Origin of the sequence: Clostridium transplantifaecale, assembly GCF_900626075.1 — a bacterium.
Lineage (GTDB): Bacteria > Bacillota > Clostridia > Lachnospirales > Lachnospiraceae > Otoolea > Otoolea transplantifaecalis.
On record NZ_UYZY01000002.1, the window covers coordinates 128,639 to 152,810 of the forward strand.

The 24,172-nt window shown below is 51.2% G+C and carries 27 protein-coding genes; 6 read left to right on the forward strand and 21 right to left on the reverse strand.

Annotated elements, in window-relative coordinates:
* Positions 1-65 precede the first annotated feature (65 nt).
* Positions 66-485: a NifB/NifX family molybdenum-iron cluster-binding protein gene (locus tag EJL91_RS06255; RefSeq protein ID WP_125141128.1), complete on the forward strand. Its 420-nt coding sequence runs from the start codon at positions 66-68 to the stop codon at positions 483-485.
* Positions 486-562: 77 nt separating this feature from the next.
* Here EJL91_RS06255 and EJL91_RS06260 read toward each other — a convergent pair whose 3' ends face one another.
* Positions 563-778: a hypothetical protein gene (locus tag EJL91_RS06260; RefSeq protein WP_125141129.1), complete on the reverse strand. Its 216-nt coding sequence runs from the start codon at positions 776-778 to the stop codon at positions 563-565.
* A 552-nt stretch (positions 779-1,330) separates the two neighbouring features.
* Here EJL91_RS06260 and EJL91_RS06265 point away from each other — a divergent pair.
* The 5 genes from EJL91_RS06265 (at position 1,331) to EJL91_RS06285 (ending at position 6,058) form a co-directional block, all read left to right on the forward strand.
* Positions 1,331-2,677, forward strand: a complete 1,347-nt coding sequence (locus EJL91_RS06265) for a sodium/glutamate symporter (RefSeq protein ID WP_125141130.1) — start codon at positions 1,331-1,333, stop codon at positions 2,675-2,677.
* A gap of 39 nt (positions 2,678-2,716) precedes the next feature.
* Positions 2,717-3,469, forward strand: coding sequence for a creatininase family protein (locus EJL91_RS06270; RefSeq protein WP_206429473.1), 753 nt, complete (start codon positions 2,717-2,719; stop codon positions 3,467-3,469).
* 13 nt (positions 3,470-3,482) lie between these two features.
* The gene (locus EJL91_RS06275) at positions 3,483-4,319 is read left to right on the forward strand and encodes a carbon-nitrogen hydrolase family protein (protein WP_125141131.1); all 837 of its coding nucleotides are present in this window, start codon (positions 3,483-3,485) and stop codon (positions 4,317-4,319) included.
* A gap of 295 nt (positions 4,320-4,614) precedes the next feature.
* Complete coding sequence (locus EJL91_RS06280; RefSeq protein ID WP_125141132.1) at positions 4,615-5,463, forward strand: MurR/RpiR family transcriptional regulator; 849 nt, start codon at positions 4,615-4,617, stop codon at positions 5,461-5,463.
* Positions 5,464-5,497: 34 nt separating this feature from the next.
* Positions 5,498-6,058 (forward strand): PduL/EutD family phosphate acyltransferase, encoded by a 561-nt coding sequence (locus EJL91_RS06285; protein ID WP_125141133.1) that lies wholly within the window; start codon positions 5,498-5,500, stop codon positions 6,056-6,058.
* 39 nt (positions 6,059-6,097) lie between these two features.
* Here the strand turns inward: EJL91_RS06285 and EJL91_RS06290 are convergent, their stop codons facing one another.
* From EJL91_RS06290 to EJL91_RS06385, 20 genes are all read right to left on the reverse strand, one after another.
* Positions 6,098-6,556, reverse strand: coding sequence for a EutP/PduV family microcompartment system protein (locus EJL91_RS06290; RefSeq protein ID WP_125141134.1), 459 nt, complete (start codon positions 6,554-6,556; stop codon positions 6,098-6,100).
* 3 nt (positions 6,557-6,559) lie between these two features.
* Positions 6,560-6,922, reverse strand: a complete 363-nt coding sequence (gene eutS, locus EJL91_RS06295) for an ethanolamine utilization microcompartment protein EutS (protein WP_125141135.1) — start codon at positions 6,920-6,922, stop codon at positions 6,560-6,562.
* 86 nt (positions 6,923-7,008) lie between these two features.
* Positions 7,009-7,554, reverse strand: a complete 546-nt coding sequence (locus EJL91_RS06300) for a BMC domain-containing protein (protein ID WP_125141136.1) — start codon at positions 7,552-7,554, stop codon at positions 7,009-7,011.
* A 66-nt stretch (positions 7,555-7,620) separates the two neighbouring features.
* The gene (locus EJL91_RS06305) at positions 7,621-8,970 is read right to left on the reverse strand and encodes a 4Fe-4S dicluster domain-containing protein (protein WP_125141137.1); all 1,350 of its coding nucleotides are present in this window, start codon (positions 8,968-8,970) and stop codon (positions 7,621-7,623) included.
* A 1-nt stretch (position 8,971) separates the two neighbouring features.
* Entirely contained in the window at positions 8,972-9,250 is a 279-nt protein-coding gene (locus tag EJL91_RS06310) for a EutN/CcmL family microcompartment protein (RefSeq protein WP_125141138.1), read from the reverse strand.
* A gap of 5 nt (positions 9,251-9,255) precedes the next feature.
* On the reverse strand, positions 9,256-10,173 hold the full coding sequence (gene pduL, locus EJL91_RS06315; RefSeq protein WP_125141139.1) for a phosphate propanoyltransferase: 918 nt from the start codon (positions 10,171-10,173) through the stop codon (positions 9,256-9,258).
* A 46-nt stretch (positions 10,174-10,219) separates the two neighbouring features.
* A complete protein-coding gene (locus EJL91_RS06320) occupies positions 10,220-10,948 on the reverse strand; it encodes a hypothetical protein (RefSeq protein ID WP_125141140.1) in 729 nt (242 codons plus the stop codon).
* Between the two features lie 110 nt (positions 10,949-11,058).
* Positions 11,059-11,346, reverse strand: a complete 288-nt coding sequence (gene eutM, locus EJL91_RS06325) for an ethanolamine utilization microcompartment protein EutM (protein WP_125141141.1) — start codon at positions 11,344-11,346, stop codon at positions 11,059-11,061.
* Positions 11,347-11,413: 67 nt separating this feature from the next.
* Entirely contained in the window at positions 11,414-11,701 is a 288-nt protein-coding gene (locus EJL91_RS06330) for a BMC domain-containing protein (protein ID WP_164516765.1), read from the reverse strand.
* 49 nt (positions 11,702-11,750) lie between these two features.
* Entirely contained in the window at positions 11,751-13,244 is a 1,494-nt protein-coding gene (locus EJL91_RS06335; RefSeq protein WP_206429474.1) for an acetaldehyde dehydrogenase (acetylating), read from the reverse strand.
* Between the two features lie 162 nt (positions 13,245-13,406).
* Positions 13,407-14,060: an ethanolamine utilization microcompartment protein EutL gene (gene eutL / locus EJL91_RS06340; RefSeq protein ID WP_125141143.1), complete on the reverse strand. Its 654-nt coding sequence runs from the start codon at positions 14,058-14,060 to the stop codon at positions 13,407-13,409.
* A 64-nt stretch (positions 14,061-14,124) separates the two neighbouring features.
* A complete protein-coding gene (gene eutC / locus EJL91_RS06345) occupies positions 14,125-15,090 on the reverse strand; it encodes an ethanolamine ammonia-lyase subunit EutC (RefSeq protein WP_125141144.1) in 966 nt (321 codons plus the stop codon).
* A gap of 4 nt (positions 15,091-15,094) precedes the next feature.
* Complete coding sequence (locus EJL91_RS06350) at positions 15,095-16,468, reverse strand: ethanolamine ammonia-lyase subunit EutB (RefSeq protein WP_125141145.1); 1,374 nt, start codon at positions 16,466-16,468, stop codon at positions 15,095-15,097.
* Between the two features lie 58 nt (positions 16,469-16,526).
* On the reverse strand, positions 16,527-17,966 hold the full coding sequence (locus EJL91_RS06355; protein ID WP_125141146.1) for an ethanolamine ammonia-lyase reactivating factor EutA: 1,440 nt from the start codon (positions 17,964-17,966) through the stop codon (positions 16,527-16,529).
* A 453-nt stretch (positions 17,967-18,419) separates the two neighbouring features.
* Positions 18,420-19,316, reverse strand: a complete 897-nt coding sequence (locus tag EJL91_RS06360) for a DMT family transporter (RefSeq protein ID WP_164516766.1) — start codon at positions 19,314-19,316, stop codon at positions 18,420-18,422.
* A 143-nt stretch (positions 19,317-19,459) separates the two neighbouring features.
* Positions 19,460-20,272, reverse strand: coding sequence for a carbon-nitrogen hydrolase family protein (locus EJL91_RS06365; RefSeq protein ID WP_125141148.1), 813 nt, complete (start codon positions 20,270-20,272; stop codon positions 19,460-19,462).
* A gap of 70 nt (positions 20,273-20,342) precedes the next feature.
* Positions 20,343-21,005 carry an RraA family protein gene (locus EJL91_RS06370; protein ID WP_125141149.1) on the reverse strand — a complete coding sequence of 221 codons (663 nt, stop codon included), beginning with the start codon at positions 21,003-21,005 and terminating at the stop codon, positions 20,343-20,345.
* A gap of 131 nt (positions 21,006-21,136) precedes the next feature.
* Complete coding sequence (locus EJL91_RS06375) at positions 21,137-22,438, reverse strand: TRAP transporter large permease (protein ID WP_125141150.1); 1,302 nt, start codon at positions 22,436-22,438, stop codon at positions 21,137-21,139.
* Complete coding sequence (locus tag EJL91_RS06380) at positions 22,435-22,920, reverse strand: TRAP transporter small permease (protein WP_125141151.1); 486 nt, start codon at positions 22,918-22,920, stop codon at positions 22,435-22,437. The genes EJL91_RS06375 and EJL91_RS06380 overlap by 4 nt, the downstream gene beginning before the upstream one ends.
* A 111-nt stretch (positions 22,921-23,031) precedes the next feature.
* On the reverse strand, positions 23,032-24,096 hold the full coding sequence (locus tag EJL91_RS06385) for a TRAP transporter substrate-binding protein (protein ID WP_243125253.1): 1,065 nt from the start codon (positions 24,094-24,096) through the stop codon (positions 23,032-23,034).
* Positions 24,097-24,172: the final 76 nt, after the last annotated feature.

Sequence of the window (24,172 nt, forward strand, 5' to 3'; positions counted from 1 at the left end):
CATTCTGTAAACGATACGGCCAGCTGAACGTTTTAATGCAGAAAGCATGGAAAGGAAGGCATCACATGAAAATTGCAGTACCTTACACAGACGGCCAGGTGTTCCAGCACTTTGGCAAATCAGAGAATTTTAAAATTTATGACACGGTGGATGATGAGATCCTCTCCTCCGAGGTTGTCGATACCAACGGAAGCGGCCATGCCGCTCTGGCAGATTTCCTCGCGGAGAGAGGCGTTAACGTACTGATCTGCGGCGGCATTGGCGTCGGAGCCGTGGCAGCTCTTAAGAATGCAGGAATCCAGATTCTGGGCGGCGCTTCGGGTGAGGCGGATGAGAGGGTAGCTGATTTTCTCGGCGGAGCGCTTCACTTTGACACAGCCGGTTCCTGCGCTACCTGCACCTCCTCCTGCGGCCATCATCACGAGGACGGCGAGGAAGAAGAATGTGACGGCAATGTGAGCGCCTGCGGCAGCTCCTGTTTTTAAAAAACGGCAAAGCATAAAAAGAACATCAGAAAGAGTCCGGCAAGCCGGACTCTTTCGCCGTGACCCCAAGACCGTCCCTACGGCATATTCTTAAACCCATGCGATGTAGCAACCGCCATCACCCGATCGGTGCTTCTCACCTCCCCTTTCTCAATCAGCTCTCTCAGTGCACCTAAAATCACTGCCGTTCCCCTACCCTCCCGGATTGCCTCTTCCTTTCTGGAATCGGGACAGCTCATCGAAATACCATACGCAGAATCCGAAAAAGGTCCGCGTGAGGAGGGTTTTCTCATCTATTCCCCAAAACGGGCGAAAGAACTGGAGCCATATATTGAAGAATTTATGAAATTCTCTTTACTGTAAAACAGCAGCACAACTATCTCCTGCATACCACTCTCATTTTTATGTGGTATGCAGGAGTTTTTAATTTGACGGAACGTTCTCAGAATTTGTTACTGTTCACTCCGCGAGACAGACTGCAGCGGGTGGAAAAAAAATAGATTTATTGTACTCTGTTGTAAAAAGTGCCGGAATACAAGCCTGTTTTCTCCTTTACCTGGAATCGTTATTGTATAAAAGGACGAAATTCAAAAGAAACTCTGGCAGAGCTGGCTATTTTCGACAAAAATTTCATTCGACTTTCAGCATGAAGCACAATTGACAGTGAAAAAGTAGTAGATTATACTTTATGTATTAAATAATACAAAGTGTACTGCGCAGAACATTTTGCCTTAAGGAGGTAATCAAACAAAGTCAATAAGGGAACAAAATTCAAAGTGAACGTAAGGAATCATGGGGAATACCGGATTAATTCCGGTAAAGTATGATACGTAAAGGAGATAGGTATGACGCTGGCAGATGTTTTAATTGACTTTTCAATGATCAGTATTCTTCTCGTAGCGGGGGCTTGGCTGAGAAGAAAAATTAAATTTTTACAGATATATTATATCCCGGTTTCATTAATAGCAGGGATTTTAGGACTGCTCCTCGGACCTCAGGTCCTGGGGAAATTTTCTCCGGTATGCTTTTCATTTTCATCATCCATCGGCCAGTGGGCGGGTGTGCTGAGCGCCATTGTTTTCAGTTGTTCCTTCCTGGGACTTAAGCTGGAAAAGGTGTCCGGGGAAGCAATGCAGACTTATTTTTTAGCCGGAACAATTCATCAGATGCAGATTATCGCCGGATTGACCGTCACCTTCCTTCTGGGCCTCGTCTTTGCAGACCTGAAATTCGGTTTTGGAATCCTGCCTGTTCTGGGATTTTACGGGGGACATTCCATGGCAATTGCAGGCGGAACCATCTTTGACGACGCGGGCTATATGGCGTCCGGCGAACAGGTGGGCGCCACCTTTGCCACAATCGGACTTCTGACCGGTGTCATCTGCGGAATGTTCCAAATCAACAGAGCGGCCCAGAAGGGCATAACAAAGGTAAAAATGAAACGGGAAGAGATGCCGGAAAGCATGCTGACGGGATTTTATCCGGAGGCTGAACGGCCTTCCATCGGCAACGCGGTGACATCCTCCGCAGCGCTCGATCCCCTTGGCTCCCAGGTCATGCTGGTCGGCTTTATCATCTTATGCGGCCATATCGTGAGGACGGGACTGATAAAAATCAATCCGTTTTTCAAGAATCTTCCTCTGTTTGCCTGCTGCCTGATCTTCAGCGCAATCTTCTGCCTGCTGACACAGAATGCGAAAAAGGTCAACGATATGATAGACCGCAAAACCGTCGTGAGAATCTCGGGAAGCGCCCTGGAGTACATGATAGCCGCCGCCCTTGCAACGACCAGCATCAGCGTTTTCACAACCTATGCGGTACCGCTTATCGTGGTTGGCCTCGCGGTCGCCGCAGTTACCTATTTTGCAAGTTTTATCCTGGCAAAATGGATCCTTCCGAAGGACGACTGTTTTGAGACATCGGTGGGGCTCTTCGGACAGTGCTGCGGAGTCCTGGCTACCGGCCTGCTGCTGTTAAAGGTAGTCGATCCCGATTTCCAGACGAATGCGGCTACGAACATCACTTCCTCCAGCACCCTGGGCTACACCTACCAGCTTCAGTATACGCTCGTATTTATCGCGCTGATTATGACCCGTCCGATGTTTGTATATCTGTGGAGCTGGGGACTTCTGCTGATACTTCTGGGAGCCGGAATCTTTTTCGGAAAGAAATACAGGAATAAGACTATATAAAACTACAGTTTAATGATTGAATTAAAAGAGGAGAAAAAAATGAAAAATACAAACTGGATAAAAGAAATGAGCTGGACCGAATTTGTAGAAAGGAAAGCCGGCTGTGATACAGTTATCATTCCTGCCGGAGCAATCGAGGTCTACGGCCCGCAGCTTCCGCTCGGTTCCGATTCCATCGTTTCAAAGGCGATCTGCGAAATGGTGGCGGAAAAGACGAACGCGATGATAGGACCGTTTATCGAGGTGGGCGAATCGGCCGCTCTCTATGGGTTCCCGGGAACAATCAAGATTATGCCGCAGACCTATTACCTGATGATGCGGGACATTATGGACTCCTTAGTCCACTGGGGTTTTAAGAACTTTATGTTCATCAACATGCACGCCGGCAACGTGCCGATTATCAGCCAGCTTTGCAGGGAATACCAGCGCTCATCCGGAATTACCTGCGCCCAGATTGACTGGTGGAGGTTCACCCAGCCAAACTCCGTTGGAATCTGTGAAAACACGGGATGGATGGCGCACGGACATGCCAGTGAGTGCGGCACCTCGGTAATGCTCTATCTCCACCCGGAATATGTGGATCTGACCAAAACAGAGTGCATTAAAATGCCGGAGGAATACACAAAATACCCGGATATCGTCACTTACACGGAGTTCATGGACAAGACGCCGAACGGAATCCTCGGAGACGCTACAATCGGAACCAGGGAAAAGGGCGAGGCGATCGTCGCCAAATGTGTAGACAGGATTGTCACCTTTATGAAGAACGAGTTTAGCGGCCAGCCATCTTAGAAGGAGAAAATACATGAATAAATTTACAGCCGCCGTCATCCAGATGGATTCCGGCAATGACATTGACCAGAACCTGAAAACACTGACGGCCTTTATCGGAGAAGCCGCCGCAAAAAATGCCGCTTTGATAGCAATGCCGGAAAATGTGAACTACGTGGGTGACGAGAGTGCAAAATACGCGGAAGAAGTTCCCGGAGGAAAGACATTCCTCACACTTTCGGCGCTGGCAAAGAAGCATCACGTCTGGCTCCACTGCGGAAGCATTTACGAAAAGAATCCAAGCGATCCACGGCCGTATAACTGCACGATGGTAATCGGGCCGGACGGGGAACTGAAAGCCAAATACCACAAGATGCACCCCTTTGATGTCGTAATTAAAAACGGCCCCACGGTCCGGGAATCGGACCGCATCTGTCCGGGGGAGGAAATTGTAACCGTGGATACGAAAGAGACAGGACACTGGGGTCTTTCCATCTGTTATGACATGCGGTTCTGTGAAATGTACCGCCTGATGGCCTTAGAAGGAGCGCAGATACTGTTTGTGCCGGCCGATTTTACCCTGAATACCGGCAAAGATCACTGGGAGACCATTCTCCGCACCCGTGCAATTGAAAACGGCTGCTATGTAATTGCACCCGGCCAGTACGGCATCAAGCCGAAGTTCCAGGCCTACGCAAAATCACTGGTCGTGGATCCGTGGGGAAACGTTATTGCCAAGGCGCCCGACCACCCCTGCGTCATCACCGCTGAGATTGATCTGGATTATCTGGACAAGGTAAGAAAACAGGTATTTACCCTGGAAAACCGGAGAGACGATATCTATCAGCTTGGCAGGCGGACGGAACGGTGAACTGCGGCCGGCGCCGCCCTCTTCGGGAAACCGGTAACGCCGCGTACGGCGATTGGAATAACGTGCATCCTGTGCGCCGTGCTCCTGATCGCCCGCGGTGAAAAGAACGTGAACGCGTGAGAAGACAATCAGCGAGAAGACAATCACAATAAGTTTTTGACTTATTAAATGTGCAATGTTAAAATTGTTAATAAAGAAGCTGATATGCGGCGTTCCGGCCCTGATAGCGGGCCGGAACGCTTACGTGATATTGCGAGGAATGCTCCAGGCCTCAGAATACGGAGGAGGAATACAAATGGCAGATTTTATTAACCGGGTAACGGCACATTTTGATGAGCTGACGAAGTCGCATAAGGAAGTTGCGAATTATTTTCTGTATAATCTGGATAAAGTAGCGGTGGGAACACTGGAAGATCTGGCCGGGCTGGTCGGAGTCAGCACCACGACGGTAATACGTTTTGCCAGGCAGCTTGGTTATGCCGGATTCACGGAGCTGCAGAAAGATGCACAGAATATTGTTTTAAATAAAGATTCCCTCCCCGGACAGACCGACGGCGAACCAGGAAAAGAGAAGGTGAACAGCAGACTGGCGGCATCCTTTGAGAGAGATATCAGAAACATAGAGAATACAATGAAGGATCTGAAGGAGGAGGAGCTTGACCGTGCAGTCGCACTCATGCAGTCCGCGGATTCTCTTTATATTATGAGTATGAGGATGGGATTTTCACTGTCCTATTACGCCTTTGCAAGCTGGGGAAGAATCAGGAAGAACCTGCATCTTATCCGTTTTACCGGGATGGAATATCCGGAGGAAATGGTCAGCATGAAGAGGGGGGACGTATGCGTTGTCTTTGCTTTCCCGCGTTTTACCTCCTTGGCGATTCATCTGCTGGAATGGATGAAGAAGAAACAGATAAAGGTAATCCTGATCACATCCGCGACGTTTGCCGCCGCCAGGGAATACGCCGAGATTGTACTCCCCTGCCGGGTAAAAACCGCGTCTTACCAGAATTCACACGTTGCGCCTATCTGTCTGATCAATTACTTTACAATGGCCCTGACCGCAGAAAATTATGATGAAGCAGCCGAACTCCTGAGAGACACGGAAGAACTTCTCGGCCCTGGTTTTTATATTGGGAACTGATATAATACGATTGAATTTTCATGAGGAAAGCAGAATGAAAAACGAGATTAAAATTATGATGTCTAATCATCACATCCATCTCTCCGGAGAACTTTCTGATATTCTGTTCGGAAAAGATTACAAGCTGACCAGGCAAAGGGAAATCGGTGACGGTGAATTTGTATCTGCTGAAACTGTCACAATTAAAGGACCTTCCGGCATCCTGGAAAATGTGCGCGTCGTAGGGCCTCTCCGTCCTCTTACTCAGGCAGAGCTGCTCGCCTCCGACTGCTGCAGACTGGGTGTCAACGCCCCTCTGCGTAATTCCTGGAATCTGGATGGCGCCGCCGCCCTTCTCCTGATTGGGCCAAATGGCCAAAAGGAAATCTCCTGCGGTATTGTGGCTGAGAAACATATCCATTTGTCTAAAGCTTTAAGCAGCCGTCTGGGAATTCGTGAGCAGCAGAGAATCAATATTCAAACCTGTAACGGCCTGGTGTTTGAGCACGTACTTGTACGTGTCCATTCAGGTAAAAGTTCCTTTATGCATCTGAATAAGGACGAGGGCCTGGCTGCCGGACTTCAGAACGGCGATATGGCGCAAATCATTCTTTGACACAGCGGTATCCTGCCAATAATGATAAGACCGCCATATTCACAGTTCCGGCTGAAGTCCTATTTCATCTATCCTGCTTTCCAGCTTTTCAATACAGTTTTCATCTCCAAACCCAATCTCCAGGATTTCTTCCGCTCCCGCTATCTCAAGAATTTCCCGTCCCGCTGCAATACGCTCCGGATCACAGCAGAGATCAGTTTTTGTAATCACTCCTATTACCGGTTTCCCGCTGAACATGGAGCTCATTCTGGGTGAAAATGTATTCTGCTCATCAATTGCTGAGAGAAGAAGCAGGATCACGTCGGCCTCTACCGCAGTAACAATCAGCGCACTGTAAAATTGTTTCTGCTCCAGATATTCTCCCGGGGTGTCCACAATCCCGTCCCCTATCACCTGGATAGACTGTGTTTTCTGATAACGGACCGTCTCTCTCATCAGCCGTTGCCCAAGTGTCGTCTTTCCGCAGCCTATCTTTCCGATCATCATAATTTTCTTCATGAGCTAAGACCTCGTAATTTCCGTCATTGTAAAATGCAGCGTCTCTCCGAGGACACGAAGGACATCTTTTAACGCCGCGTCCACCGCAGCCACATCACCGCAGATTACAAGGGAGCCGGAAAAACGGTCTACAAAAACAATCTCCACTTCGGCGGCTTTGGTCGCCACATCGGCGCCGATGATAGCCGCCTCGCTGGGAGTAATGGTTAAAATCCCCAGGGCTCCCCTGGATTTACTGACAACCCCCAGTTTCTTATACAAATCGTCGTTGGGGTTCGCAATCAGGTGGGCCATTGTCACCTGTTTTCCGGGAACAAACTCCTGGATAATCCTCTGTTTTGAATCAAAGGGGTTCTGTTCTGTCATACCGCCGTCTCCTTTATCATGTTACTGTTCACACCCCGGCTAAAAATCTCTGTGCTGCAAACACCTCCCGGAACATAACCGTAACTTTATAATAGCGCCTCAAAAATCTCTTTCCTTGGGCTTGGGATTACAGTGCTGGTCACGGCCAGGCCCTTTTCCTCCCCTGTCGCCATACCGCAGCGCACGGCCTCTTCCACCGCCGCCACTTCTCCGGTGAGAATAGCAAAGGATTTTCCTCCGATTCCCACGCCCAGGCGGACATCCATCAGTGTCACATCGGCCGCCTTAGCCGCCGCATCGGCCGCATAGACCGCAGCCGTGACGCTGAAGAATTCCATAACGCCGACAGCGTTCACCCCATCGGGCGTTGTGGAGAGATTGATTGCCTGGATTACCTGCGGATGGACGCGGGGAATCACAACAGAGTCCACAAGATGTGCGTCTACCACTGCGGCTCCCGCATCCAGGGAGGCGCTTACCGCTGCCACGTCGCCGTAAAACAGGATCGTATATTTACCGGGACATACCGGTTTTGCGTATAAAAGTGTCGTGTCCGCCGCCTTCAGAACCGCGTCCGCCGCTTCAATTCCCTTGGCAATACTATTGCTTTCAAGGATTCCGATTGCTTCCATTCTCTGTATGCTCCTTTATCTGAATACTGTCTGTTACGCATTGCCGTACAAAAACATATAAACTTTTTACGGCCTGATTACCAGGTACTGTTCCTCCAGCGCTGCAACTCCGCTTATGGAAGCGTGAAGCGCAGAACCGAGACTTCCCTCGGGGCAGACCGCAATAAGCTGTCCTTTTTCCACCCGCTCGCCGTCTTTTATGACCGGCTGCGAAGGCGCTCCGATACTTTGGCGGAGGGCCAGGCGGACCGTCCCTGATGACTCGGGAGTAATCTCTTTCAGCTCATCAATCTGAATCTCTTCAAACGCCGCCACCCCGGCTCTGGACGCTACCCTGGCCGTGGGCGCCTTGCGCATGTTCCGGTTCGGATCCGGCTCCCACTCACCTTCGGTACGCTGATAGCGGATGCCTGCCCTGGCCAGTTCCCCTTTCAGCAGGGAATTGACTTTTCTCGGCTGCAGTCCCATCGGACATGCATATACTTCACAGATTCCGCACTCGCAGCAAAGCGCCGCATTCTGTACGTCCCGATCGTCCAGTATCTCCGTCAAATCGCGGCAGGATGAGAGTTTGCGCATAATCCGGTGCGGTTCAAGCGGATGGCCGAGCAATGCCCTTGGGCAGAGCTGGGAACAGAAGCTGCACTGGATGCACGCCGATTTGGCACGGTTTAACATGTGTTTCAGCGTGACTTCGGAACGTCTGGCAATACTGCTGTCCGTGGAGAGCACGATAAGCCCCGACATGGTCTTTGTAACGCACGCAGACTCCGCCTCCTCCTTTGACATGAGTTTTCCCATCATCGGGCCGCCGTTTACCACCACATAGTCCGAAAGCAGCGGGCCTCCCGCCAGCTTCAGACATTCACCGACCGGTGTCCCGATCGGCACCTTTGCGATAACCGGATGTTTCACTTCGCCGGTCACGGTCAGATACTTCTGTGTGAAAGGTCTGCCCTCCATTGCCTCATAGATGCCGTACAGCGTGGCAACGTTATTTACAACACAGCCCACATTCAGCGGGATCCCTGCGGGCGGCACGACTTTTCCGGTCACCTCATAGACGATAGTCTGCTCATCTCCCGCCGGAAAAAAGCTCTCAAGCCTGTGAAGCCGGACGTCCGAACCGAGTGACCGGATTGCCTCCTCCAGAGCCGCTATTTCCCTTGTATAAGATGCTTTAAGCGCAATGACGCAGCCGCCTGCACCGGTCTCACGAAGCAGCATATCTGCGGCCTTAATCAGTTCCCCGGCCTTATTTCTCATGAGATATCGGTCCGTCTGCAGGAGAGGCTCACATTCTGCTCCGTTGATTATAATTGTTTCAATTGTTCCATTGTACTTTGCGTGGGTCGGGAAACCGGCTCCGCCGCAGCCGATAATTCCGGCCTGATAGATAAGTTTTGTCAGCTGCATATTACTCACCTTTTTCCTTTGAGATCTCGAGGGAATCAATAATGCCGACAATGGCGCTGTCAATCGGAGAATCGTCGGAACCGATTGCCCGTCTGGCCGTACTTCCGCTTACCACCAGAACCTGCTCTCCAATTCCCGCTCCAACGGAATCGGCCGCCACAAAGGTGGCCCCGTTTCTCCTGTTTGTCGTCACTTCCCGCACAATCATCAGTTTATGTCCGTTCAGGGCCTCTTCCTTTTTCGTCGCCCAGACATGGCCTACTACCTGACAAATCATCATATGGCCTACCTCCTCCCCTGCCAGAGGACTTCAATTCCCGACTGGCGCAAAACGTCTTTTGCCGAAGGCGTCAGAATGACTCCCTTGGCCACCGTGAGCGTTGATTGTTGTTCGGACGCAAACCGGCGCGCCACCGCCTCGGTGATCAGTTTTCCTTCAAAAACCGCACCGCCTGCGGCCGGCTTCGGCGCTTTCCTGTCCGCTTCTTCCACTGCCATCGCGGAAATTCCTTCATATTTTCCACTTCTGCATGCCTGCTCTGCGCATACGTCTCCCGAAACTCTCATTCTGGCGGTGGCATTTTTCGGCAGCATACACGCATTGGCCTCATCAAAATCAATATGCATGGCAAGCGCCGCCTGGCTGCTGACACGGCAGATGACATTTTCAAGTGTTATCTTCCGCTCTCCGCCAATGGTTACGGAAACTCTCTGTCCGTCCGTAATGCCGATTTCACCGGCCTCAGGCGGCGTGATATGGATGTGGGCCTGCGCTATGATCACGCTCTCTTTTGCAAATATCATTCCTTTGGGACCGATGATATACACATCGCCTGCTCCCGCCAGATCTCCTGACATGCAAATCGGCGCGTCGATTCCCAGCGACCGACAGTCCGTAAGAGACAGTTCCGTCTGGACTTCCTCTCTCTCCGGTCCCAGCACCGCCACGTTTTCGATTCTTCCTTTGGGCGTCACAAGAGTGACCCGTTCCTCACTCAGGAACTGTCCAGGCTGGGATAACGGCCTCTTTGGAGTCAGCTTTGCCCCAGCTCCAAACAGCTGTCCGACCGCCTCTTTCGTCAGATGAACGTGCTTGGCCGAAACCTCCACCGGAAAATCGAGAGGCAGTTCCCGGCCCGTCACCTGCTCTCCGCATTCTGCAAGAACACGGAGGATAATTTCCTGTATCTGTTGTCTATTCATAAAACCCTCCCAGGGATAAAGCGGGATTCCTGTCCCTCTTGTAATTCTATAATCCGGATACAACACGGCAGAAAAGAATATAGATGCCGCTGCTCAGCCGGTTTAAGTGTTCGATAATTCCAAGTGGATCGCCTTGCGGGAAAGCATTTGCCGCACTCAGCTCCGCCTCTCTTACCTGTGTGCGGAGAAGATTCAGCTCAAGAGCCGTTTCCCCCATCGTGCAGTCGGGAATCGGATGCTCTATCCCGAAGTTCTCCTTCACATTGTGGGACATACGCCTGATTTCACCGTGTTCCAGTCCAAACAGCCGCACCTCCCTAAGAGGCTCCTCTTTCACCTCAGCCCCGAGGATTTCCCTCAGATACTGCAGGACACTGTCCAGATCCCGGCAAAGCTCCCGATTATCCTGATTTTTTGCCTGCATCAGCAGTACGCGTGCCTGCAGTCCATCTATCTGGCCGCGGAGTGCAATGCGCGGGTGGGTCTTGGGAACCAGGAGGTTTTCACGCAGATGTGTCATATCCTCCGGTTTTTCCCCATACCCCTCGCCGGTCGCAGCATCAATATACGTACGGCCTCCCTGTTTTTTGATTGGAGTCCGGGTCATTGCGGCATGAGATGACGGGTTCACGCAGTCAAATATCAGTTCCACGCCGCGGTCACGGAGGAATTCTTTTGCCGACGGTGTGACAAAAGTCCCCTGCGGCACCCGGTATTCCCGGTCGGCCCGGGAAATCTGTTCCGTCCTTAAATCTGCTTCCGTCAATACTTTCATAGTTACGTTCCCTGTTCTTTAAATGCTGCAGTTGTAACGGTCCGCACAAGCCTGAACTGTTACCTTCCCAACGGTTACCTGCTGTTTTGCCGACTCTGCTGCCCGGTGTCCTACTCGGCGTTCTGTACCGGCAGAATCAGTTCAACCTCACCGTGCGGACGCGGAATTACATGTACGGATACGAGTTCTCCGATATTTCCCGCTGCTGCTGCCCCTGCGTCGGTTGCCGCCTTTACGGCTCCCACATCGCCGCGTACCATTACCGTCACAAGGCCGCCGCCCACATGCTCTTTTCCGATCAGTGTCACATTGGCTGCCTTCACCATTGCATCGGCTGCTTCGATTGAAGCAACCAGCCCTCTTGTTTCTATCATTCCCAGTGCCTGTAATGCTGCCATGATTTACTCTCCTTTATCTTGTAACTATTACCTTCATAGTTACCGTTTTTGTGTATCGCGAAGCGTGTTACTCTACATCCAGTTTCGGCAGAATCAGTTCTACTTCTGCATGAGGACGCGGAATTACATGTACGGATACGAGTTCACCCACGCGTCCGGCTGCCGCCGCACCCGCGTCGGTTGCCGCTTTTACAGCTCCTACATCGCCGCGTACCATTACCGTCACAAGGCCGCCTCCTACATGTACCTTGCCGATCAGAGTTACGTTTGCCGCCTTAACCATTGCATCGGCTGCCTCAATCGAACCAACCAGTCCCTTTGTTTCTACCATTCCCAGTGCCTGTAATGCTGCCATAATCTTTTCCTCCTTGGATTTTTTAATTATTGTTTGGTCATTTTCTTAATTAATGTTTCGCCCGCAGCCGTGCAATGACTGCGCGTGTAATTGCTTCTATGTCTTCTTCCCTCAAATCCTCCGTGCAGGACGGCGTCCCCGAAGAACAGGAACACTCTGCCGGAGCGCTTTCCCTCAAATCTGCCAGCTCGCAGAGGCCGTATGCCACGCGGCGGATATTGATCAGGTTGAGCGGTGTAATATTATCTGAAGTTGCGCTGCCTCCGACGGCTCCGCAGCCCAGCGTCAGCGCCGGGGCAAGTCCCGTTGTGGCTCCCACGCCGCCGAGCGCTCCCGCCGTATTGACGAGAATGCGAGAAACCGGCTTTTTGAGGGCAAATTCCCGGACTACTTCTTTATTCTTTGTGTGCAGTGTCATCGTGTGGCCGGCGCCCTCATTTTGAAGTATCCTGATGCAGAGCTCACATGCCTCTTCCCAGCTTTCTACCACAAAGTAAGCCAGAATCGGACAGAGCTTTTCCCGGGAATACGGGTTCTTCTTGCTGACATTAGCCGGATCCTGACGTGAAACCAGAAGGCGTGTCCCTTCCGGAACCCGGATTCCCGCCATTTCGGCAATTTTTTCAGCCGTTTTTCCTACAATCTTCGGATTCATTGTGCCATTGGCACGGAGCAGAAAGCCGGACAGCTGATCTGACTGTTCCTGCGTCAGGAAATAGCCTCCCTGCCGTTTCAGCTCTTCCTCCACCTGGCTCGTGATACAGCGTTCTGTGACGATTGACTGCTCTGAAGCACAGATCGTGCCGTTATCAAAGGTTTTCGAATCCATAATACGCCGGATCGCCGCCGGAATATCTGCCGTGTGCTCAATGTAGGAAGGGCCGTTGCCCGGTCCAACCCCAAGGGCCGGATTGCCGGAAGAATATGCGGCATGTACCATGGCCTCTCCTCCTGTGGCAAGGATGATGCTGACATCCGGGTGTTTTAAGAGGGTATCCGTCGCCTCCATGGTCGTAAGGCTGACACAGCATACCGTTCCCTCCGGCGCACCCGCTCGCTCGGCCGCTTCCTTTATAATTTTATATGTTTCTGTGATACAGTTTTTAGCTCCCGGATGGGGGCTGATTACAATGGCGTTTCCCGCCTTGATGGATATGATGCTCTTATACATTGCCGTTGAGGTGGGGTTCGTGGATGGAATCAGAGCGGCCACAACTCCCATCGGCACACCGATTTCACAGACTCCTCTCTCCTTATCCTCCCTTAATACGCCTACTGTTTTCATATCCTTCACGGACTCCCAGGTGATACGGCTGCCCAGTGTGTTTTTCAGGACCTTGTCCTCCCACTTGCCGAATCCCGTCTCCTGTACCGCCATTTTAGCCAGTTCCTCTGCATGCTCCATACATGCTGCGGCAATTGCCGTACAAATCGCATCCAGCTTTTCCTGAGGAAATGTGGAGAGTGTTTTCTCCGCCTCTTTTGCACGGGCTACCAAATCCCGCACTTCCTGGATGGATTGCAAATCACGATCCAATGTCAATCTGATCACGTCCTTTCTGTATATTCTTCGTAACAATTCAGACGGCTTCTTGACCGGCCTTTTGGTCAAGAAGATATTCCGTCTGAACTGTATCCATTGATACAATTCACTGCGGTTATCCCGCGGGATGTTTTCCAGTGTTTTCGGTATAATCCCAAATTATCAGTATGCCAGCGGCTCCTCTGCTATCCGGCATACCGTCTCTGCAAATGCCTCGCACGCTGCAAGGCAGGCCGCCTGGCTTCCGCAGAGCAGGCCTCCCGCAAAGTTTGTCTCGGTGGGCGGGCCGTAATACGTTTTAAGCTCCACATCTGCCGCTTTAAGCGCCGCGTCCAGCCCCACTGTCGCCTCCAGGGGCGGGGCAATCAGGTAAGCCATTGCCGTTCCCTCCGGTACTCCTGCCTGGGCAGACAGATAAGAACCGGTCCGTGAGATGCAGTGGGCAAAGTAGACGATGGAACCGTCCTCATTAGCCGTATAAAAATGTGCCTCATTTTCAATATAAGCAATCGCAGCCTCCAGGCCGCTCCTGACCTCTTCCGGATTCGGACCTGATAAAATGCCGATAAACTCTCCTGCAAGAGCCGTGTTTGCATTGGCAGAGCCTGCATACATGCTCTTTGCGTATGCAACCGATACATCAGCCTTTTTTGTAGCCTCATCTAACGCTGCATAAGATACGTCGTCGCAGTCCGTCGTAAAAATACCGAGACTGCGATCCTCCGGACGGATGTCCAGGTTCGCACGCAGCATCGGATCGGCATTTGGAAGAATGCGTACGCCGAGCACCTGCGTGCCGATTTGTTTTGAAACCATGTTTCACCTCCCGCCTTTGAGAACAAATACGCAAAGCACTGCCATGTGAACAGTAACCCTGCCTCTACTTTTTCAAGTCCACTCCGCTTGCCTGTTTTTCAAGAATCAGCGCCAGCAAATCCACGATGTAGGCTCCGGCCTCCACCGCCGGGACACCGTCTTTATGAATATTGGAAACAACCGTTCTCCTTGCCTCCGGCATTCCCACCTCGGCGTGATATGCAATATATGCGCTCATACTCTCCGCCGTTGCCAGTCCCGGCCGTTCTCCGATAAAGGAGCAGACCACCTTCGCCCCCACCAATTCCGAGATCCGGTCCTGGGCTCCTACGCGCCCATATTTCACAAAAATCGGCGTTCCTGCCGTCAGCCCCTTTTCCTTCAGCCCCTCCATCACGACGGGCAGAATACGCGCCGCATTGGCTTCGATGGCAGAGGAGGAAAGTCCGTCACTGATAATAATCTGTACATCCGGATGGGAGACACATTTTTCCTTGATATACACCTTGGTATCCTCATCGAAATCCCGACCCAAATCAGGTCTTGTAAGAAAATTGTTTTTGTCGGTACAGCATGTGGCCACCGAAAGCAGCCCAAGCTTTTGAATCAGTTCCTCACTGACATCCATGAGCACCGCATCCCTCGCTGCGGCATGATCGGCGCGAAGTGTCAGCAGCGTCTTTGTCTTCAGCCGCGGACCCGAGCGGCCGACGCCGATGCGGGCCGTCGTTTTGCCAATCATCCGCCGCAGGGCATCGGGATCCTGCGGATTTTCCAGAAGAGGCGCCTTTCTGTCTGGCTCCGGCAAAGGTTCTGAAATCAGTTCATTCCCTGTCTCTTTCCCATCCGGTTTTCCAGGCGGCATGCTGCCCGCAACCTCTTCTAAATCCTTTTTGGCTTTCTGCCTGGCTGCTTCCCGGGCGGCGGCCTCCGATTTGGCCCGCAGGTTTCCGCTTTCATACCGCCCTTCTCCTTGCAGCTCAGAAAGAATTTCTTCTGCAATCCGGTCTATCTCTGTCTGCCTCAGCATGCGCTCACCGTCCTCTCTTCGTAAATATCGTCGGATCCCCGGCCAGTTTTGTCAGCCTGCCGTTTTCCATGATTCCCATCCGTTCCAGCCACCGCTCAAATGCGGGAATCGGACGCAGTCCCAATATCTCTCTGATTGTGCCGATATCATGATAGGCGTTCGTCTGATAATTGAGCATGATATCGTCACTGGTCGGCACGCCTAGAATATAGTTGACGCCGGCCGCTCCCAGGAGGAGGGACAGGTTTTCAATATCATTCTGATCCGCCATCATATGGTTTGTATAACAGCAGTCACAGCCCATAGGCAGCCCGGAAAGTTTTCCCATAAAATGGTCTTCCAGCCCGGCTCTGATTACCTGCTTGGAATCATACAGATACTCCGGCCCGATAAACCCTACCACCGTATTCACCATAAAAGGATGATACTTTCTTGCAAAGGCGTAGCACCTGGCTTCCATCGTCACCTGATCCGCGCCCCAATGCGCATTGGACGACAGCTCGCTTCCCTGTCCGGTCTCAAAATACAGCACATTCGGTCCGGCAGCCGTTCCGTGGGTGCGCAGAAGGCCTAACGCCTCCTCCACGGTTTCCGATGAGAATCCAAAGGCCCGGTTACCTTTTTCACTTCCTGCAATCGACTGGAAAATCATATCGCAGGGCGCCCCCTGACGGAGAGCCTCTATCTGGGTTGTGATATGGCCGAGCACGCAGATTTGAGTGGGAATCTCCAGAGAATTCCGCACCTCATCAAACCGCTTCAAAACCTCCGCCAGACTGGAAACCGTATCATTGACGGGGTTCAGCCCAATCAGGACGTCGCCGCAGCCGTATGAAAGTCCCTCGAACAGGGAGGCGGTAATTCCTTCCACATTATCGGTCGTATGGTTCGGCTGAAGCCGCGTTCCCATAATTCCCCGTTCGCCCACCGTTGTGTTGCAGCAGGCCGTGATGCGGATTTTGCTGGCTCCGTATATCAAATCCATGTTTGTCATGAGTTTACAGACAGCTGCAACCATCTCGGCCGTGAGGCCCCTGGAAATCCGGCGGATTGCGCTTTCATCGGCATCATAGGACAGCAGCCACTCCCTCAAGTCACTGACCGTCCAGTTTTTGATTCCCTGATAAATCGTCTGGTTGAGGCCATCGATGTTGATTCTCGTAACCTCGTCTTCCTCATAGGGAGCCGCCGGATTCTCATACAGCTCCTGCAGCGTCATGCCCGCGAGCACTTCCTTCGCGGCAATCCGTTCTATATCCGACTGCGCCGCCACGCCTGCCAGGATATCTCCGGACTTATGTTCTCCGGCCTTTGCCAGGACTTCCTTCACGGAACCGAAAGTGAAGGTCTGCCCCGATAATATTGTTTTATATTGCATATGTACCTCCAAGGTTGTAGTTACTGTTCACAGCCGTATGTACCTGTCCCATATCCTGTTATCCAAAAATCAGGGTCTTTACAACCACCGGGATGACAAGTCCATTCATAATAGGACGGCCGAAATCCACGAAATTGTTCTGTTCCGCCTTCACGGTATCCACCGCTACCACAGGCCGTTTTCCGGCTATCCTCTGCCGTATTATCTGCCCCAGCGCTTTGGCGATATCCGTCTGGATAATTAGAATCAGCGGGGCGTCACCCGGCAGCGCCCGTGAAAGCGCATCCGCCGTCACCGCAGCCAGTTTTTTTAACTCCTGATAATCGGGATCGTTTCTGCCCTCCAGCGCCAGAACCATACGAGACGCATCGTTCTGCTCCAGAAACCATTTTGCTTTCTGATACAATGTCTCACCGTCGCCGTCCCAGCACTGCTTCTCTTCTTCCCGTGAAAGCTTCAATACCGGCACATTTTTCATTGGAAACAGCCCGTCCGTATAGGCAATTGTACTGCCGGAAATCGTGGTTGTATAACTCCCCGCCCCAATCACGGTAGCGCGTATCGTTTCGGCTGCGTCAATGACACGGAATGCCTGGAACAGACGGCCCCGGCGGATCGCGTCTCCTAACAGCACGCCGATATCCCCGTAGGCAAACGGTTCTCTGCCCGGCTGGTAAATACAGTCCGCAACGCCACCTGAAAAGCAGACGTAACGGACGGCCCGGACGGCCGGAAGTTGAAACGCCGCAGACCCCTGCGTCCTGACTTCATCCAGAAGAGGCGTGGCCTCCGAGGCTCCCAGCATCTGTTCCAGCACCTCGCTCATACCGTCACATAGCTTTTCCAGGATTTCCCGGTCGGCCGGTTCTCCTTCCCCAAGACTCAGATGACAGGCCCGTGCGATCCGCCGGGCGCTGGGACTCACATAGGCAATCCTGCCCTGTTCATCCACGGTTACCTGGCGCCCTCCAATATCAAGGCATCCCCTTGCGCGCACCTCTCCGCCATCGAACAGAACCACATTCGTCGTCCCGCCTCCGATGTCCAGGTTGACGACCACGGCTCCGTTCTCTTCAGAAAACTGTTCCGCTCCGCTCCCCTGGCCCGCAATCACGGATTCCAAATCGGGTCCGGCGGTGGACACCACAAAATCTCCTGCAAAGCCGCTCAGCCGTTCCAGAACCATCCGTGCATTCTCCTTGCGCGCCGATTCTCCGGTAATAATGACAGCCCCTGTCTCCACCTGTTCCGGCCTTACCCCCGCCGCCGAATATTCCTTTTCAATAATTGTGCGTAGGGCGTTTCCATCGATCAACGAATTATCAATCAGAGGCGTCCTGTAGACGGGACTCTGGTAAACGACTTCCTTGTCAATAATCGAGACAGAAGGCACGGAAAAATATCCGGCTGTATTCTCGACGGTCAGGCGGCTGAAAATCACCTGTGAGGTCGAAGTCCCAATATCAATTCCCGCGCTGAGCATCCGGGTATTTTCCATTCCCCACTCTCCTTTCCCAAAGCACATTTCACTGTTTTAAACCCGCTTAAACGATAAATTCTTAAAAAGGCAAAAAAGACCCAGAGTGCGGAACTGTTGGTTCCTCACTCTGAGCCTTATTGCTGTCACACCATACCCTGTTGTATGATGAAAATATTCAATTTGGGTTTACCAGAAATATATGGATTTATTATATCGCCAGGGTATGCCGGATGTCAAGATATATTTAGTTGCCGGAACCGGGAGTTCTGAAAATTGAAGATGATTATCCTCTCCATCCCCGGCAGCGCCCCATAGTTCAGCAGCAAAGAACAGCCCGGACGGCCGGAGCCGTTCGGGCTGTTCTTTATTTGTTCTGCATCAATTGTTCCTGCTGATAAGGGGCGGTAAACCGTGTATGAAGCTCCGGTTACTTCTCAGATCCATCATCCCACGTCACACCCCCCACTAGAATCAACTCTTCCCACCCTTGCCCCCGACTGCCTGTTCATGCCTTTTCCCGTTTGCCTTCCCCATCACAATCAGCACCGCCGAAGTGAGAACACAGGTAATACCTATGACAGTACGGAAGTTAAGCGTTTCACCCATCAGCGCAATCCCCAGAACAAGGCTGGTCATCGGCTCAAATGTACTAAGGAATGAAATTTTTTCCGCTCCGATTCTTTTTAAACTTTCCTGTGCTAATACAATTGCAAGAACGGTAACTCCCAATGCCAGAATTATGACAAATCCCCATGCTTTAAAAGGAAGCTTTGTAACAAATTCATCCCGCAGAACGGCAAAAAAGGAAGCCTCCAGGCCACAAATCACAGAAATGTAAAAACAAAGCTTATATGGATTCATGAGCGCCATCCCGCTTTTCTCATCAAATATAATGTAGAATGCATACGTCCACGCGGAACAGAATGCCAAAATCATACCAACTCCGGATGCCGCTTCTCCTGGAGTATAAAAACAGAACACTCCAGCCAGTCCCAAAACAGCACATATCAACTTAATCCGGTCAAACTTCTCAGATAAAATTGACACATGAATAAAAAAGACCAAAGCCGGATAGATAAAATGGATTGTTGTCGCCATACCAGATGAAATATAATTATAAGAAAAACACAGAAGTATATTAGTCAGAACATATCCCTGTGCTAAAAGAAACAATTTTCCAAACTCAACCGACGTAATTTTCAAAGGTATCTTCATTATACGGACAATCAAAAATACTATCGGTACTGCAAACAGAAAACGCAATGCAACCACCGTCAGTTCCGTCCCTCCGCAGGCGAAAATTTCCTTCGCAAGAAACGGCATAGTACCGTACAATACCGCGGAACCAATCGCAAATAAGTATCCCATTCTTTTTCCCCCACCCCTTTTTCCCGATTTTAACCTTTCCTTAAATAACATAATAGGAAAATTCGGAAATTCAGTCATGTTGAGAAAAGGTGCTTCCCTATAATCAGAAGCACCTTCCATTCATTAGCCCGCCCGTTTCCGGATCAGATTGTATAAAGCTCCGGACGGCGGTCCTTATAAGCCGGTAATTTTGCCCTTACATGATCAATGCGCTCCGAATCAATCTCAGCGCAAATCAGAGTCTCCACCTCGCCGGCGCTTGCAACCACAACGCCCATCGGGTCAACCACGACACTCTCTCCCATACCGTTTGCACCAACCTGATCGCAGGCCACCATATAAACGGTGTTCTCGATCGCCCTCGCGGAAATCAACGTGCGGAACTGGGAACTCTTTAACGGCCCCGGCACCCATGCGGTCGGCATGATAATGATATCCGCACCTTTTGAACGCTGGTAGCGGGCAACTTCCGGAAATCTCACTTCATAGCATACGAAAAGACCAATTTTTCCAAAGGGCGTATCAATCGGCTCAAAAAACTTGTCCCCCGGCTTGTTATCGTCGGATTCCTTATAGCCAAACGCGTCATACAGGTGGGTTTTCCGGTAGGTGGATACAATTTCCCCCTTGCCGTCGATGACTACAGTACAGTTATAATTACGGTCATCATCGGGATCTTCCACCTTCTCATTCATGCCGAAAATAATCCAGATTCCGTTGTCTTTGGCCAGATTTCTCATCTCCGTCACAAATGGCCCGTCCAGGGTCTGAGCGGTTCCGAGGCAGACGGCGCGATCCGTCCCGGTCGGAAAATGGCTCATGAAACACTCGGGGAAAATCATCATGTCCGGCTTATAAAGCTCCATGGCTTCGGCAACCGACTTCTTTGCATTTGCCAGATTCTCTTCCGGCAGTCCCTTCTGCTCAAGCTGCGCTAAAACAAATTTACTTTTCATAGGTTCCTACCTCTCTAATTGTCACTGTCCGATGGCCCGCAAAAAAAGCTCGCTGCGGGCGGAACTGACATTACTCCACCTTGCTCAGTTCACCGATAGCTCCTTTAACCCCTTCTTTAACAAGGCGCTCCAGGTTCACGAATTTATCGACATATCCGCCTTCTGCAAAGTTTTCTCTCCATTTTACTTCATTGGCATCCATCGCCTTAGCCGCCTTTACCAGCTCCTCAAACTGGGCTGCCGGGGCGCAGATAACACCGTCCACGTCACCGTAAACAATATCACCCGGGCGCACTACGCAGCCGCCGCAGTTGACCGGCACGCCGTATTCGCCGTCAAGTCCTTTAAAGGTATTTGTGACACAGGCGCGGCCCGTGGAAAATACCGGGAAACCCATGGCGCGGATCGCTCTGGTGTCGGTGTTTGGACCGTCCACAACGATTCCCGCCATTCCCAGGGTTTTAGCGGATAATGCCACCATCTCTCCGAGGCAGGCAATCCGCTTGTCACCCATTCTGTCTATGACAATCATGGAGCCCTTCGGCGCCAGTTTCATCGCATAGTAAAGCATTGCATTGTCTGTTCCTGGAAGACGGATGGTAAATGCCGGTCCGATGGCTTTGATTTCATCGCTGATTGGGTAAATGCCGGTCATGTACCCTCCCTGGACATGGTGTCCGATCTGGGCCGGATCCGTAGTAAGTGCAATTTCAAATAATTCGTTCTGTGTCATGATGTTTCTATCCTTTCTTTTCCTTTATTTATTATTTTTTATTTCTAAATTCGGTTTTCAGCCGGACTATGGTATTTTAATGCCGCAGTTCACAGGCGGTGTCCAGCATGGAAAGCCCGCCCGGACAGATATCAGCCGCCGGCCAGAAGTCCCATAATTGTATTGGGAACAAATGTTGTAATTGCCGGAATCAGCGATGTCAGGATCAGCGCGATTCCCAGAGGTATGTACATTGGCACCACCGATTTAATAACCTTCTCCGAAGGCACGTTGGCCACGCGGGAGACCGCATAGATGCAAAGCCCGAACGGCGGGGTGCTCAGTCCGATCATCAGGTTCATAACCATCATCACGCCGATATAAACGGGATCCATCCCGAATCCCTGCGTAATCTGAAGCACGATAGGAGCCGTCAGAATCAGAGCGCAATTGCTTTCCATAAACATTCCCATGATTAGCAGGATGATATTGACTATTAAAATTACAATTAACGGATAATTGGCAACCGGTCCCAGCAGTGCAATGATCTTAGCCGGGAGGTTTTCAAGCATCAGCGCTTTTGTAAAAATGCCGCCTGCCGTCATAATAACCATAATCGAGCTGACCGATTTACACGTCTCCTTCACGCATTTCCAGAAACCGCGCCAGGTCAGTGAACGGTGGAAGATTCCCAGCAGCAGCATATAAAGAACTGCCATACCGCCCGTCTCACCCGGGCTGAAGATACCGGAGAGCATGGTAATCAGAATCAAAACCGGAGCAATAGCAATTGGGAGGGCACGTAAAAATAATTCTCCCATAGACCGCTCCTCTTTCGCCAACGCTTTAGCCATCGGAGGATTCACCAGTTTCTTCTTATCTACAAGCAGTACATAGAACAGGAGCATCATGGACATCAGGATCCCCGGCCCCACACCGCCAAGCAGCGACTTAACGCTGGAAATCTGTGCAATGGTCGCATAGAGGACCAGAGGAATACTCGGAGGGAAAATAGGCCCTACGGTGGATGCGGCAATCGTCAGCGCCGCACCGTAGTCTCTCTCGTATCCTTCTTCCTCCATCGAATCTACGAAAATTGGTCCCAGTCCGCAGACGCCCGCAATAGCCGCACCGGACATGCCGGCAAAAATCAGGCTCAGAACGACTGCGATACGGGAAGAGTAACCGCGTTTTCCCTTTGACAGGGCGCGGGCAAAATCAAACGCCCTTGTGGTCTCCCCCAGTTCACTTACCAGGTTTCCCATCAGAATAAATGCAGGAACAGCCAGCAGAGAGAATGACATTGTGGACTGATAGAACGAATAGGCTACCAGTGAAAGTGAAGTTCCCGACACAATATAATAGACAATTGCAGGCAGACCCATGGCAACCACAATCGGAGCCCCCACGGCCAGCAGGCCCACAAAGCCGAGCAGCAGTAAAATCATATTCATGCTTTCTGTGTCCTCCTCTCTTTAAATATCTCAAACAGGCTGATGCATTCCTGTATAATCCACATGGCAGACCCCAGCACAATCAGATAATGTACATAGCGGATCGGGATATGGCATGCGGCCGTCGTCAGTTTCATTGTTGTGGGAATCAGCAGGGACTCACTGTAAATGACAAATGCGCAGTATATAATGCAGATTGTCTTCCCCGCCACATCCATGTAGAACTTCAATTTGGGCCAAATCTGGAAAAGAATTTCCAGCTGCAGGTGGGCTCCCTCTTTTTCGCACTGTGCCAGATAGCAGAAAATCAGGCCGACAAAGCACAGTTCCGCAACCTCCTCACTCCAGGTTGTCGAATATCCTAAAAAGGTGCGGCAGAAAATTTGTATGTCGAGAGCCGCAATAATGATGATACACCAAATCCCGCTTATGCCACTGATAAAGTTTCTGAATGCATTCCACGCTTTACCCAGTATTGACATATTAATTTCTCCTTTTCACTCAAAACGGTGTTACTGTTCACTCCGTGCCCAGGTAACGCGCTCCGCGATGCACAGAAACGGTAACATCATGCTGAACGCGAACCCTGATTTTTACTCGACTGCACGGATCAGGTCCGGCATCTCTCCCCAGTCCTCGCTGAAATAGTCGTAAACGCTCTCGGCCGCTTCTTTAAATGCCGCCATATCGAGACCGTTGTTCTCATCGATAATCTCCATTCCGTTGTCTTCACAGATTTTCTTATATTCCTCCACCTTATCCAGGATGTACTCGTCCATGTAAGCAGATGCGTCATAAGCGGCCTGCAATACTGCCTGCTGCTGATCCGGAGTCAGTCCTTCATAAGTGTTCCTGTTCATCCATAGGCCATGGTTCGTCGGCAGATGGTTTGTCTCCATACAGTACTTCTGAACCTCATATAAGGCATTGGTCACAATTACGGAATACGGATTCTCCTGGCCGTCAATTACATTCGTAATCAGCGCCGTCGCCACCTCGGAAAATGCCATCGGTGTTGCCGCCGCGCCGAAGGCGGTGAAAAGCTGCTGATAGAGGTCGGATGGAACCACGCGGATCTTCGCGCCCTTCATATCGTTCAGGTTCTTAATCGGGAAGTTGCATGTAATCTGGCGGTAACCGGAGTTAAAACTGCTGAGCAGCATAACGCCGTCTTCCTCCAGCGCCTCGTTGATTACTTTCAGCGGTTCTGAGTTAAACGGATCAAATACGGCGAGCCTGTGGTCGGCGTCCCTGTAAATATAAGGCGCATCAAACGCTCCAAGCCTGCTGTCCAGATCGCCCGCCGATGACGGGACATATTGGATGAAATCGCAGATACCGGCCTGCAAAGGCTGGATATCGTATCCGCAGAGTGTATTATTAAAATACAAATCGACCTGAATATGGCCTTTCGTATACTCCTTCACAAGATCGGCAAATTTCTGTTCCCACATGCCGGCCGGTGAATCCTCTGAGTTCTGATCCGTAAACTTTAATATCTTATCCGGAGTGGAAACCTCTTCCACTTCTCCTGCTGCTTCCGAGGCCGCAGCCGAAGCCGCCGGGGCACTGCCTCCGCCTCCGTTTCCGCTTCCGCAACCTGCCAGCAAACTCCCCAGCATCGCTACTGTCAGTGTCAATGCTAACCCTCTCTTCATACCTTTTCTTCCTTTCTTTTGTCTAAATGTCTCCGGAGTCTTCTCACTGTTCTCCTTGTTTACCCGGAAATTTCCT